Annotated in this window: 13 protein-coding genes and 2 riboswitches; of the genes, 9 read left to right on the top strand and 4 right to left on the bottom strand. The window is 65.1% G+C overall.

Annotated elements, in window-relative coordinates; translation table 11 throughout:
- Positions 1–6: 6 nt before the first annotated feature.
- Positions 7–1,428 carry a M28 family metallopeptidase gene (locus LNV23_RS23445; RefSeq protein WP_263565175.1) on the bottom strand — a complete coding sequence of 474 codons (1,422 nt, stop codon included), beginning with the start codon at positions 1,426–1,428 and terminating at the stop codon, positions 7–9.
- 140 nt (positions 1,429–1,568) lie between these two features.
- Positions 1,569–1,661: riboswitch (glycine riboswitch) on the top strand.
- 1 nt (position 1,662) lies between these two features.
- A riboswitch (glycine riboswitch) is annotated at positions 1,663–1,781 on the top strand.
- Between the two features lie 160 nt (positions 1,782–1,941).
- Here LNV23_RS23445 and LNV23_RS23440 point away from each other — a divergent pair.
- Both LNV23_RS23440 and fusA read left to right on the top strand, forming a co-directional pair.
- Positions 1,942–3,258, top strand: coding sequence for a D-amino acid dehydrogenase (locus LNV23_RS23440; RefSeq protein WP_411910625.1), 1,317 nt, complete (start codon positions 1,942–1,944; stop codon positions 3,256–3,258).
- 170 nt (positions 3,259–3,428) lie between these two features.
- Positions 3,429–5,525 carry an elongation factor G gene (gene fusA, locus LNV23_RS23435; protein ID WP_263565173.1) on the top strand — a complete coding sequence of 699 codons (2,097 nt, stop codon included), beginning with the start codon at positions 3,429–3,431 and terminating at the stop codon, positions 5,523–5,525.
- A 22-nt stretch (positions 5,526–5,547) separates the two neighbouring features.
- Here the strand turns inward: fusA and LNV23_RS23430 are convergent, their stop codons facing one another.
- Positions 5,548–6,132 (bottom strand): SRPBCC family protein, encoded by a 585-nt coding sequence (locus tag LNV23_RS23430; RefSeq protein ID WP_263565172.1) that lies wholly within the window; start codon positions 6,130–6,132, stop codon positions 5,548–5,550.
- Positions 6,133–6,241: 109 nt separating this feature from the next.
- Between LNV23_RS23430 and LNV23_RS23425 the strand changes: the two genes are divergently transcribed.
- From LNV23_RS23425 to LNV23_RS23405, 5 genes are all read left to right on the top strand, one after another.
- Positions 6,242–6,808 (top strand): hypothetical protein, encoded by a 567-nt coding sequence (locus LNV23_RS23425; protein WP_263565171.1) that lies wholly within the window; start codon positions 6,242–6,244, stop codon positions 6,806–6,808.
- A gap of 480 nt (positions 6,809–7,288) precedes the next feature.
- Entirely contained in the window at positions 7,289–7,483 is a 195-nt protein-coding gene (locus tag LNV23_RS23420; protein ID WP_263565170.1) for a hypothetical protein, read from the top strand.
- A gap of 36 nt (positions 7,484–7,519) precedes the next feature.
- On the top strand, positions 7,520–7,783 hold the full coding sequence (locus LNV23_RS23415) for a hypothetical protein (protein ID WP_263565169.1): 264 nt from the start codon (positions 7,520–7,522) through the stop codon (positions 7,781–7,783).
- A gap of 185 nt (positions 7,784–7,968) precedes the next feature.
- Positions 7,969–8,811, top strand: a complete 843-nt coding sequence (locus tag LNV23_RS23410) for an HDOD domain-containing protein (protein ID WP_263565168.1) — start codon at positions 7,969–7,971, stop codon at positions 8,809–8,811.
- Positions 8,798–9,430 carry a methyltransferase domain-containing protein gene (locus tag LNV23_RS23405; protein WP_263565167.1) on the top strand — a complete coding sequence of 211 codons (633 nt, stop codon included), beginning with the start codon at positions 8,798–8,800 and terminating at the stop codon, positions 9,428–9,430. The genes LNV23_RS23410 and LNV23_RS23405 overlap by 14 nt, the downstream gene beginning before the upstream one ends.
- Before the next feature lie 46 nt (positions 9,431–9,476).
- Here the strand turns inward: LNV23_RS23405 and LNV23_RS23400 are convergent, their stop codons facing one another.
- Entirely contained in the window at positions 9,477–9,959 is a 483-nt protein-coding gene (locus LNV23_RS23400; protein WP_263521001.1) for an Lrp/AsnC family transcriptional regulator, read from the bottom strand.
- A 122-nt stretch (positions 9,960–10,081) separates the two neighbouring features.
- On the opposite strand from LNV23_RS23400, the gene hppD reads away from it, so the two are divergent.
- Positions 10,082–11,206: a 4-hydroxyphenylpyruvate dioxygenase gene (hppD, locus tag LNV23_RS23395; protein WP_263521003.1), complete on the top strand. Its 1,125-nt coding sequence runs from the start codon at positions 10,082–10,084 to the stop codon at positions 11,204–11,206.
- A 109-nt stretch (positions 11,207–11,315) separates the two neighbouring features.
- Here hppD and LNV23_RS23390 read toward each other — a convergent pair whose 3' ends face one another.
- Positions 11,316–12,236 carry an esterase/lipase family protein gene (locus LNV23_RS23390; RefSeq protein WP_263565166.1) on the bottom strand — a complete coding sequence of 307 codons (921 nt, stop codon included), beginning with the start codon at positions 12,234–12,236 and terminating at the stop codon, positions 11,316–11,318.
- Between the two features lie 59 nt (positions 12,237–12,295).
- Between LNV23_RS23390 and LNV23_RS23385 the strand changes: the two genes are divergently transcribed.
- Positions 12,296–13,045, top strand: coding sequence for a DUF8198 family protein (locus LNV23_RS23385; protein ID WP_263565165.1), 750 nt, complete (start codon positions 12,296–12,298; stop codon positions 13,043–13,045).
- Positions 13,046–13,129 lie beyond the last annotated feature (84 nt).

Genomic DNA, 13,129 nt, shown 5'->3' with positions numbered 1-13,129 from the left:
AACCGGTCAGCGCCGCAGCGGCAGCGGAAACGCCGCCAGGCTGGCGTGACCGTCCTTCGACAGCGCCTGCACGCCGAACACCACATTGTCTTTGGACAGGTTCTTGAGCGTGTGGCGAGCGACCCGGCCGAGGTCCTGGTGATGCTGCCAAACGGCCGAATCGGTGTGGCGCCAGACGATGCGGTAGCCGGCCACCTCGGATTCGGGCGCCAGGGTCCAGCTGAGCGTGCTGTCGTTGCTGAGCTCCGTGGCGTCCAGGCGCACGTTCTGCGGTGCGGTGGGCGCCAGCGCCAGCGTCGCCAAGCCGGCGGCATTGATACGGGCGACATTGGCCACGTAGGCGAAATCGACGAACTCGGGCAGGTCCCCGTAGCGCACGCCGTTCTCCTCGCGCAGGTTCTGGTGCTGGTGCGCAAAATTCTCGAAGGGCTCGGAGAAGCGCACCGCGGCATAGCCGCGCTCGAGGAAGGGCAGGTGGTCGCCACCGCGCAGATAGCGGTCGCGGCGCTGGATCAGGTTGACGGTGAAGCCGGGCAGGTAGCGCTCGCCGGCAGCTTTCAGATGGCGGCCCAGCTGATGGGTGGGCAGGTCTTCGCTGCCCCCGGCCAACACCAGCTGCTGCAGCGATTCACGCGCAGCCTCGTTGGCGCGCGCCTCGGCATCGGGCGTGGGCGTGTTGGCGCGGGCGGCCACCAGCATGCGCAGCAGCGGGTCCAGGCCGTCGGCAAACAGGCGCAGCTGGCGCTCGTCCACCTGGCCGGCATCGCCGCGCGGGCTGCCGATGATGTCGTTGGTGATCATGGCCTCGATGGGCAAGCCCTGGCGCCGCGCCTCGCGCGCCCAGTGGGTGGCGCCCAGCAGACCCTGCTCTTCACCCGGCACGGCCATGAAGACCAGGGTCGCTGGAAAGCGGTGGCCGGCCATGGCGCAGGCCAGCTCCATCACCGCGGCCACACCCGAGGCGTCGTCGTTGGCACCGGGCGAGGCGCCCTCGGCATCCATCACATCGCCGTTGCGCGAGTCGTAGTGGCCGCTGACCACCAGCAGGCGCTGGGCCGCCGCCGGCGCGGTGCCGGGCAAGGTGGCCACCACATTGACCAGGGTGGCCGCGCGCGGCATGCGGTTGCCGGCGGGCTCGACAAAGCTGTCCAGGCTCACCTGCAGGCGGCCGCCGCTGCGCCGCGCGCACTGCTCCAGCTCGGCCTGGATCCAGCGCCGCGCGGCACCGATGCCGCGCTGCTCCGATTCGGTCTCGGACAAGGTGTGGCGGGTGCCGAAATCGACCAGGCGGCGGATGCGCTGCTCGATGCGCGGCGCCGAGATCTCGGCCAGGATCTGCTGCACGCGCGGATCCAGCGGCGCCGGTTGAGCGACCGCAGCCATCGTCATCACGCCGCCCAGGGCAGCTCCCAAGATCCAAGCACGCATGCACATCAACCAGTCATCCTGGCCCCAAAAACGAAGGCCCTGATTCTGCGAGCTTTGCGCCAGCGCCGCTCGGCAAGCGCGCCAAAGCCCCCCCCGGCATTTGCCCCTAGAGCCAGTGGCACGGCCGCCCCCTACACTGCGCCTCGGATTCAGGAGAGTGCAGGCCCAGCCGGGCCCTGCCGCCGAAGGCGCAAGCTCCCATACTCGCTCAGGCCCCGTACTGGATCCGTCAACAAGCCGAATGCTGGAGAGAGCGGCCCGCGCAGCCGATGCGCAAGCCGCCACCGAAGGAGCAAGGCCATGCCCCCGGGGCGCGGCTGAATCTCTCAGGTAACAGGGACAGCGGGAGCGGCGCGCGTCAAGCGCACGCTCTGCCATTGCCCGATCTGTGCTCCACCTGGCTCGCGCACCACTTTGGGGTGCCTCACCTGCCTGGAATGAAACACAGCCCGCGCTGGGCCTGGGCGTACGCCTGCGCGTCTCACTCAACGGTCTGTTTGTCTTGTTTCAGGAGTGCACACCATGCACGCAATCGTCCTGGGCGCCGGGGTCACCGGCGTCACCACCGCCTGGTATCTGCGCCAATCGGGTTTTGAAGTCACCGTGATCGACCGCCAGCCCGCGGCCGGCCTGGAAACCAGCTATGCCAACGGCGGCCAGATTTCCGTCTGGCATGCCGAGCCCTGGGCCAACCCGGGCGCGCCGCTCAAGGTCTTGAAATGGCTGATGAAGGAGGATGCGCCCCTGCTCTTCCGCCTGCGCGCCGACCCGGCCCAGTGGCGCTGGGGCCTGCAGTTCCTGCGCGAATGCACGCCGGGCCGCACCGCCCACAACATCCGCAACATCGTCAATCTGGGCCTCTACAGCCGCGAGCAGCTGCAACGCCTGCGCGCCGCCACCGGCATCGCCTACGACCAGCGCCAGCAGGGCATCCTGCACTTCTACACCAGCGAGCAGGAGTACGCCGCGGCGCAGGAGCCGGCCCGCATCATGCGCGAGCAAGGCTGCGAGCTGGACATGAAAACGCCCGAGGAATGCGTGGCCATCGAGCCGGCGCTGGCGCAATGCCGCGCGCAGATCGTCGGCGGCAGCATGACGCCCAGCGACGAATCGGGCGACGCCCATCGCTTCACCCAGGCCCTGGCCACCCTGGCGGCGCAGGCCGGGGTGAAGTTCCGATACCAGACCCGGGTGCTGGGCTGCGAGCGCGAGGGCCAGGATCTGGCGCGGGTGATCGTGGCCGATGCGAACGGTGAAATCGAGCGCCTGGGCGCCGACCGCTTTGTGCTCTGCCTGGGCTCCTTCAGCCGCGGCCTGGCGCGCGAGCTGGGTGTGTCGCTCAACATCTACCCGGCCAAGGGCTACTCGATGACGCTGCCGGTGATCTCGCCCGCACACAGCTACCAGGTCTCGCTGACCGACGACGAGTACAAGCTGGTGTTCTCGCGCCTGGGCGACCGCCTGCGCGTGGCCGGCACGGCCGAGCTCAATGGCTATGACAGCACGCTCAATCTGCGCCGCTGCGAAGCCTTGCTGCGGCGCACGCGCGAGCTGTTCCCGCAGATGGTGGCGCCTGAGGGCCAGCCCAGCGGCGCCCAGTATTGGACCGGCCTGCGCCCGGCCACGCCCTCCAACCTGCCTTACATCGGCGCCAGCCGCGTCGGCCGCCCCTTCCTCAACACCGGCCACGGCACCCTGGGCTGGACGCACAGCTGCGGCTCGGCCGCGGCCCTGGCGGACCTGATCTGCGGCCGCCGGCCCGAGCTGAACTACGCCTTCTGCGGGCCTGAGGTCGATTCCTGGGCCGGCCGGGCGCAAGCCGCCATTTGAGCGAACCGGCCCAGGCCCGCTGGCGCGGGCCTTGTAAGCCGGCCGGCCTTCCTCTACCCTGAGGCCAGAGCCGAGCGGACCCGTCCCCAGCGTCAGAGCCCGGCACAGTGCACGCATCCATCACCGCGCCCCCGCAAACGCCGGGGCGCCGGAGAGCCAAGGAGACTGCCATGAGCCCGAGCCCGAACGGCGACGCCAGCCGCGCCCTATCCTCCACCAGCGCGCCCCTGTCGCCTGCTGTCGCTACCTTGCGCAGCCTGGCCCTGGTGGGCCCCGCGGCGGCGGGCAAGACCAGCTTGCTGGAGGCCTTGCTGCTGCAGGCCGGCGCCATCGCCCAAGCCGGCACGGTAGAGCGCGGCAACACCGTCAGCGATTTCGATCCACTGGAGCGCCGCCTCCAGCATTCCCTGCACAGCAGCGTGGTGCACCTCGAGCATGGCGGCGTGCGCATCCACGCCATCGACACGCCCGGGGCGGCCGATTTCATCGGCCAGTCCCTGCCGGCGCTGGAGGCGGTGGACACGGCGGTGCTGGTGCTCAACGCGCAAAGCGGGCTGGAACCCATGGCCAGCAAGATGATGGAGACCGCCGCCCAGCGCGGCCTGTGCCGGCTGATCGTGATCAACAAGATCGATCTGGCCGAGCTCGACCTGCCGGGCCTGCTGGCGCAGATCCGCACGGTGTTCGGGCGTGAATGCCTGCCGCTGAACCTGCCGGCCGAAGGCGGGCGACGCGTGCTGGACTGCTTCTACAACATCATCGGCCAGGCCGATTTTTCCTCGGTGGGCCTGGCGCGCCAAGCCCTGGTCGAGCAGGTGGTGGAGGTGGATGCCGCGTTTGTAGATCGTTATCTCAGCGAAGGCGATGTCGACCCGCGCGAGCTTCACGCGCCGCTGGAGCAGGCCTTGCGTGAGGGGCACCTGATCCCGGTCTGCTTCACCTCGGCGCGCAGCGGCGCCGGCGTGGCCGAGTTGCTCGATGTGATCGCGCGCCTGCTGCCCAACCCGGCCGAGGGCAACCCGCCCCTGTTCCTGCGCGGCGAGGGCCCCGAGGCCCTGCCCCTGCAAGCCCTGCCCGAGCCCAGCGCCCATGTGCTGGCCCATGTGTTCAAGATCATCTCCGACCCCTACCTCGGCAAGATGGGCGTGATGCGCGTGCACCAGGGCACGCTGCGCCGCCACAGCCAGCTCTTCATCGGCTCGGCGCGCAAGCCATTCCGCGTCGGCCACCTCTTCCTGCTGCAGGGCGGCCGGCATGTCGAGGTGGAGCAGGCCCTGCCGGGCGAGCTCTGCGCCATCGCCAAGGTCGACGACCTGCACTACGACGCCGTGCTCCACGACGCGCCCGAGGATGCCCACATCCATCTGCGCCCGCTGGACTTCCCTGTGCCCGTGCATGGCCTGGCCATCCGCCCGGTGCGCCATGGCGACGAGCAAAAGCTCTGGGAGCAGCTGAGCCGCCTGGTCGAGGAAGACCCCTGCCTGCGGCTGGAGCAGGCTGGCCAGACGCAAGAGACGGTGATCTACGGCCTGGGTGAGCTGCACCTACGCCTGCTGCTGGAGCGCCTGCGTGAGAGCTACAAATTCGAGCTTCACACCCAGCCGCCCCGCGTGGCCTACCGCGAGACCATCTCGGCTGCGGCCGAAGGGCATTGCCGCCACAAGAAGCAGAGCGGCGGCGCCGGCCAGTTCGGCGAGGTCTATCTGCGCGTGGAGCCGCTGGCGCGCGGCGCTGGCTTTGAGTTCGTCGACGCGGTCAAGGGCGGCACCATCCCGGGGCAGTTCATGCCGGCCGTGGAGAAGGGCGTGCGCTCGGCTCTGGAGACCGGTGTGGTGGCCGGCTACCCGCTGGTGGACCTGCGGGTGACGGTGTTCGACGGCAAACACCATTCGGTGGACAGCAAGGAGGTGGCCTTTGTCACCGCCGGCCGGCGCGCCCTGATCGCCGCAGTCCAGGAAGCGCGGCCCTTGGTGCTGGAGCCGGTGGTGCATCTGGAAGTCCATGCGCCGGAAGCCGCGATCGGCGACATCACCGGCGATCTGGCCGCCCGGCGCGGCCAGGTCAATGGCACCGACAGCCCTTTGCCCGGCCGCAGCATCGTGCGCGGACTGGCACCCCTGGCCGAGCTGAGCCAGTACCAGAACCGGCTCAATGCCCTTAGCAGCGGCCAGGGGCGCTACAGCGTGCAGCTCTCGCACTACGAAGCGGTGCCGCCCCACACACAAAGCCAGCTGATCGCGGCCTACCAGGCACAGGAAGAAGACTGAGCCGCGCCTGGCACGCGCCGGCCTATTTGCCTGCTGCGGCCTTGGCGCGGAATTGTTCCAGTTGTGCCAACCATTCGGTCCAGTCCTTGGGGCCGGTCTCATAGCGCTTCTGCAGATTCGTCAGCACGGCCGCCCAGGCGCGGTCGAAGTAGGCAAACGCCTTGTCCCACTCACCACCCTCCCCCCAACCGGTGTGATGCAGGCGCACCCGCGTCTGCTGCGCATCGACCGCTTCGAAACGAACGATGACAAAGCTGCGCTGCTGGCGCGCCTCGGGCAAGCTCGGTGGGGCGTTCCAGTCGAAGCTGAGCATCTTGTGCGGCTGCAAAGCCATGAAGCGCATCTCGTCCGCGCCTTTCATGCCGGCTGGCGCACCCGGGTCCATATAGATCTGGAACGCGCCGCCGACCTTGGCCTCCACCCGGGCATCGGGGGCGAAGAAGGCCACGATGCCTTCTCGGGTGGTCCAGCTCTGCCACGCTTGCTCCAGGCTGGCCTTGATGATGACTTCTTTATCAATGCTGCGTTCGGCGGCTTGGGCCGAACCCAGCATGAGCATCAAGAAGCCGGGAGCGAGGAGGCGAAACAGGCCGATCAATGCACGCATGATGAGCTCCTGAATGCCCCGCCTGAAGCGGGTCGGATGAAGGAGGCTTTATCATACGCAGATGTCATCCGCCCCCCGGGACGTCGCGCAGATCCGTTTGGACAATGCGATGCTCCTGTTTGAAGAATTCGTCGCCGTCTCCATCAAGCACCCCGACCCAGCCACCTTGCGCGGCCTGGAGCGGCGCTTTGCTGAGCGCTTGCAGATCCAGCCTAGCTACTGGAGCCAGATCAAGAGCCGCTCACGCCAGATTGGCGAACGCCTTGCGCGCCAGTTCGAGCAGTTGTTCCACAAACCCGCGGGCTGGATGGATCAAAGCCACGCCCTTGGTGCGCCCGAACCGGCCGCCGCGGAACGTGACGCCACGCCCAGCGTGCCGCAAGACGACGACGAGCGCTTCATCGTCGGCTTGGTTCTGACCTATTACCGCCGCCACCCGCAACGAGCCCGCACGCGCCTGCTCGACCTGTTGGGCGAAGTCCTGACCCCGCCCCAGGAAGCCACGGCGGCAGGCAAATTGGCCGCTACCGGCCTTGGCAAGACGGCACCACTGCCGGTGTTGGCCCCGGCGCCTGCCGCTCGCACACAAGCTGCGGGCGGCGGCGCCGCCGAGCTCGACGAATGGCGACGCCTGCAGCAAGGCATCGCCCCCTTGAAGCCGAAAAAGAACCGGTGATGCTGCGCCGACACAGTGTGCGCACATTTCTTTATCTCTTTTGATAAAAAGTATATGCATTTGATAAACGTTCGTTTATCATTTGCTCAAGCGGCCGGCGCAAGCCAGCCGTGAAGTCCCTCCTCCCCACGTCTTTACCGGGAGCTGCCCGCCCTCGCTAGCGCCGGAGTCAGGCTTTGCACATCGTTTGCGATGCGCCTTGCCCGCCCTGCTGCCCTGCGTTGCGCCGGCTCAGTGCCCAACGCGACTCGGTACCTCCGAGCCACATCGGAAATCAAGCGTTCAGGCGCCTTGCATCGGCTGTTCTTCAGTCGCGGCAGGCCCGGCCGCTGCATGGAGTTCGGGCCGCCTGCCGCTTTCGTGGCAGCGCTTGCCCACCAATGGTTTCGTTCATCGGACTGCTCACAGTCGAGCCGCCGCATGGCCGGAACTGATTCATCAACACAAGGCGCGCCTACAGCACGCTACGGAGTCCGCGATATGTCCCAGTTCACTTCACCCCGTCCGCTGAACCTGCGCCTGCTGAAGCCTCGCAATCCCATCGTGGCCCATGCCCGACTGCGCCAGGCCGGTCAGCATGGCCTGCAGGGCCAGACCACCCGCCAGCGCCAAGCCGGCAAACGCGAGACACGACAAGAAATTCTGCAGATCGGAAGACCCGACAGCAGCCCATGAATTGAAGGCCCAGAGGGGCCGCAATGGAGACACATCATGCATTTGCGAGAATTGACCGGCCCGGATCGCTCGGCCGAAGAATTTGAGATCACCCATCAAGCTTGGCGTTGGCGCGCCGCCCGTATCCTGCTCAGCGCCAGCGCAGGACTGACCCATTTGGCCGTGCTGCTGAACCAGGTACGCCGCGTCAACCGTCGCCGGCCGGAGCTGGAGTTCTATGCCGAAGCCGGCGCCCCGGAAGGTGCCCTTTACGCCGACGGTCAGCGGGTTGGCACTCTGCCAGGAGTGAGTCGTCTTTAGCGACGCTGACCTGCCCCGATGCCACTTGCGCGGCATGCGTTGATCGCAGCGAGGCGAATGTGAGCAAGTGCTGTGCGCAATTGTGCACAGCACTTGCGACTGCACCTCGTCGTGCGGCGGCCACTGGTTTCAAGATGGAACATCGGCCGCCGATATACGATGCAAGCACCTCGTCCGAGCACTCCATGTCCGCGCCATCCTCTCTACCCTCGCTGCACACCGCCCCGCCCGATTTGGCAGCTTGGGTCGCCCTGTTCCGGGATGCCGAGATTCCGGTGTTGGCCGAGACGACTGACGCCCTGGAACTGCTACGCGCCAATGAGGACGCCGTCGACGCCAACAGCCTCGGCGAAATGATTGCCACCGACCCCCTGATGACGCTGAAGGTGCTGGCCTACGCTGCGGCGCATCGCTCCAGCCGGCTGTTGACAGATGCCGAGACGGTGACCGCAGCCCTGGTGCTGATGGGGATCACACCGTTTTTCCGCGAGTTTGGCCCGCAGCCGACGGCTGAGGACAAGCTGGCTGCCACGCCCTATGCGCTGGATGGCCTTCAGCGTGTGCTACGCCGTGCCGATCGAGCCGCTCGCTTTGCCCTGGGGTTTGCCGTCCATCGTCTGGACCCGGATGCAGCCGTCATCCACAGCGCGGCCTTGCTGCACGATTTCGCCGAAATGCTGCTGTGGATCCATGCGCCGGAACTGGCTGCCCAAATCCGCCAACGCCAACAAGCCGACCGCCACTTGCGCAGCGTGGCGGTGCAACGCGATGTGCTTCACATCGAACTGGCTGACCTTGAACAAGCTCTGATGCAGGCCTGGCGCCTGCCGGAATTGCTGCGCCACATCACCAACGACAAACGAGCCAACGACCCGCAAGTTCAATGCGTGAAGTTGGCAGTCCGTCTGGCTCGGCACACCGCCGATGGCTGGGATGACGAAGCCGTGCCGGATGACCTGAGCGAAATCGCAGCCTTGCTCAATTTGAGCCTAGAGGCGACCTTGAAGCTGCTCCATGAGTTCGACTGATTCGCAAGGCAAACAGGCCGGCCCATCACAGGACTTCTGGCAAGCACGTTTCAACAGCGGCCAAACTCCATGGGACCGTGGCGCTGCGCACCCGCAATTGCTGGCCTGGCTTCAAGCCGGTATGTTCACCTCGGACCTGAAAGTGCTGATCCCTGGTTGTGGCCGCGGCCATGAGCTGAGGGCACTGGGCCAAGCTGGCATTGCCGCACATGGCCTGGACTATGCGCCGGCGGCCGTAGCGCTGGCTCGGGCACAACTGGCTGATTTGCCGGGAGAGGTCGAACTGGCCGATGTCTTGGACTGGCAGCCCGATACGCCCGCGGACCGTGTGTACGAACAAACCTGTCTGTGCGCGCTGCACCCGGACCACTGGCGCCGCTACGCAGACCAACTCCATGGGTGGCTGAAGCCCGGCGGCTTGCTGCTAGCCTTGTTCATGCAAGCGCGTCGCGACAGTGCGACGGAGGGATTCGTCGAGGGGCCGCCGTATCACGGCGACATTCAGGGCATGCGCGCGCTCTTTCCAGCCTCGCGCTGGAACTGGCCGGCACCGCCCTACACAAGTACGGCCCATGGCCAGGGCTGGGCCGAACTGGCCGTGGTGCTGCAACGCCGCTGATCAGTTGGCACTTCAAGCCGAGAAATTCTCGGCCAAAAAGGCCGATTCAGACCGGCACGGCGGTGGTGTTCTTGACGCGGTCCAGCACAAAGCTGGTTTTGCAGTCCTGAACACTCGGGTGCTTGAGCAAGGTTTCGGTGATGAAGCGGGCGTAGTGCGCCATGTCTTGCACCACCACGCGCAGCAGATAGTCCATGTCCCCGGTCAAGGCGGCACATTCAACCACTTCCGGCCAAGCCTGGACCGCGGCGCGGAACAGGTCCATGGGGTTGCGTTTGTGGCTTTCGGTGTGCTTTTCCAGCCGCACATTGATATAGGCCGTCAGCCCCAAGCCAACCCTTTCCGGCGGGACCAGAGCCACATAAGCCGAAATCGCGCCCGACTCTTCAAGCCGGCGGACACGGCGCAGCACCGCTGAAGCAGACAAATTGACCTGAGCCGCCAGCGCGTCGTAAGTGACGCGCCCGTCAACTTGCAACGCCCTCAAAATGCGTCGATCTATCGTGTCGAGCTGGATCTCGTTTTCCATCGTGGACTTCTCCGCATAATTGCTGCGCACCTTGCAGTGGCGACGCGAGTTTTAGCATGAATCCTGCGCCCACTCCAGCCTACAGTCTTGACCCATCGTAAGACTTTTCAGAAAGAGACAAGATGGCCTTCACTCCATGGGAAAACCCGATGGGCACCAACGGTTTCGAATTCATCGAATTCGCGGCCCCGGAACCCGCAGCCCTGGGCAAACTGTTTGAAACCATGGGCTTCACGGCCGTGGCCAAACACCGCCACAAAGACGTGACCCTGTATCGCCAAGGCGGTGTGAACTTCATCATCAATGCCGAAGTCGACGCCTTCGCACAGCGCTTTGCGCGCCTGCACGGCCCGTCGATTTGCGCCATCGCCTTCCGCGTGGACAACGCGGCCCACGCCTACAAGCGTGCGCTGGAACTCGGCGCCTGGGGCTTCGACAACAAGGCCGGCCCGATGGAATTGAACATTCCAGCCATCAAGGGAATCGGCGATTCGCTGATCTACTTCGTTGACCGCTGGCAAGGCAAGGGTGGCGCTGAAGCCGGTGCCATTGGCAATATCAGCATCTATGACGTCGACTTCGTGCCGCTACTGGACGCAGACGGCAAACCCGTTCCGGCAAATCCGGTGGGCCATGGCCTGACGTACATCGACCACCTGACACACAACGTCTTCCGCGGCCGCATGAAGGAATGGGCCGACTTCTATGAGCGCTTCTTCAACTTCCGCGAAGTGCGCTATTTCGACATCGAAGGCAAGCTCACGGGCCTGAAGTCCAAGGCCATGACCAGCCCCTGCGGCCACATCCGCATCCCGATCAACGAAAGCAGCGACGACAAGAGCCAGATCGCCGAATACCTCGACATCTATCACGGCGAGGGCATCCAACACGTGGCGATGGGCACGGACGATGTGTATTCGACGGTGGAGCGCATGCGCACCGCCGGTGTCGACTTCCAAGACACCATCAACACCTACTTCGACCTGATTGACAAACGCCTACCCGGCCACGGGGAAAACGTCGAAGAGCTGCGCCGCCTGCGCATCCTGATCGACGGCGCCGCCCATCTGGACGCACCAAACGAACTGCTGCTACAGATCTTCACCAAGGAAGTGATTGGGCCAATCTTCTTCGAGATCATTCAGCGCAAAGGGAATGAAGGCTTCGGTGAAGGGAACTTCAAGGCACTGTTCGAAAGCATAGAGCTCGACCAGATCCGCCGCGGCGTCCTGAAGGAAGAAGGCTGATCCGGCCTGACAGAACGATTGTTTCCGTCTGCCCCGGGTGCAGCCACATGGCTCACCCGAGGACTTCAGCCCCGAGACGCATACCGCGCCACTCGGGGCTTTTTTCTTTTCAGCCCACAGGAGCGGCAGCCCCCTCGGGAGACAGTTGAAGCAGCTGCCATACATCTTCTTGAATTCGCGGATGAAACACCAGGCCGAGGTGACCCGTGGACTCAATTTCGATTGCGCGGGCGCCAGGCAGGCGGGCCGTTTCTACCGGACACACAATTTGATCGCAACGCGAGTAGTAACAGTCCAGCTCAGCGGCGAGCGATGGTGAGTCCTGCGCAGCCAAGTCATCCAACCAGAGGCTGCCACGGCGCATTTCCTGTCCGTTTCGCCCACGCCCGAAGCGCGCCAACAATGTGCCAGCATGCGGCGTGCCCAGCGTCAGGATCCGCGCCAAACGCCCCGCACGCCCATGCTTCCGATACCAAGCTCGAAGCGCCAGCCCGCCCATGCTGTGAGCGACCACGACCGGTGGATTGCCGGGATAGCGCTGTTCCAGGTCCCGAATCGCCGTCTCGATGCTCTCGGCATACGCATCGATGGAGCCAAAAGCCGGCTCCAAGGTCAAAGCCCGCACAGGCACGCCTTGTTCGCTCAAGCCACGCAGCCACGGATTCCAAAGCCCGCGATTGCAGGTGTAGCCATGTAGAAAAACGACGGGGCGAAACCGCCCGGCCGTAGGCGGGCTGGCATCCGGCCAACGCTCGCAGGCAAAGGGCTGTTGCCACGCGAACACCAGGTCCAAGGATGCGAGTTCATGCCACCAAGCACGGAGCAAAGCTGGCCAAGACGGCGACTCCTGGCGATTCACCAAGCGCAGTGCGGCAAAGGACAGCAGCATGAAAGGCGCATGGGCCCAAAACACAAGTAACGACAGGCCAAACCCCGGCCCCCATCCATAGGCTCGCCAAACCACGACCATCAGCCCCAAGGTCACCACCAGTCGCAAGAACAATTGCCAACGTTGCAGTTTCGCATTCATGGCGCGAGTGTAGGCCGGCGAGAATGCTGGACCATTGATGCAAGACCCGCTCACGCCCCATGCAGCACACACCCGCCGAAAGCATTCTTGCCCACCTGCATGAGGTGGAACGGCTGCGACATCATCGAATTGCTCAAGCAGGCTTGGTCCAAGCAAGCGAACAAATCAAGCACTTCCAGCAAGAGCGATTCCGGCGAAGCTATGCCGACCTGCTTGAGCATCCGCGCTACACCGGCGCGGCACACTTCTTTTTGAACCACCTCTACGGACCCGGAGATTTCAGCCGCCGCGATGCACAGTTCGCGCGGGTGGTGCCTGTCGTAGTGCGCCTGTTTCCCAGCGATGTGGTCGGCACCGTCGCCAAACTGGCCCACCTGCACGCATTGTCCGAAGGCTTGGACACACGGATGGGAGAACAGCTGGTTCATACGACTACCGAAGTCTTGAACGCGCAGTCCTATTTGCAGGCCTGGCAGGCCGTTGGCCATGCCGAGTTGCGCAGTCAGCAGATCGAACTCACGATTGCCATCGGCGCCGAACTTGACCGCCTAACCCGCAAGCCCTTGCTGCGCCAGGCATTGCGCATGATGCGCGGACCGGCCGCTGCAGCCGGACTTGAAGAGCTACAGACATTTCTTGAGACGGGATTCGACACATTCCGCGCCATGAAAGGGGCAAAGGAGTTCCTGGCTACGGTGGAAGCTCGTGAGCAAGAACTAGCAACAGCATTGTTTTCCGCAAATGTCCGCCCCGATAACGCCGCTGAGCGAAAACACTTGAAAGAGGTCCAGCAGCATTTCCCGAGCTGAGCCCACCCAACCGGCCCCGCGCCTATCGCATCGCGCAACTTTGAACCCGTAAAGCAAAACGCCCCCGATTCTTTCGAACCGGGG

It is taken from the genome of Kinneretia sp. DJ1R-11 (assembly GCF_025717595.1).
Lineage (GTDB): Bacteria > Pseudomonadota > Gammaproteobacteria > Burkholderiales > Burkholderiaceae_C > Paucibacter_A.
Note: the sequence above shows the minus strand (reverse complement) of the source record. Positions and strands in the feature narration are given on the sequence as shown.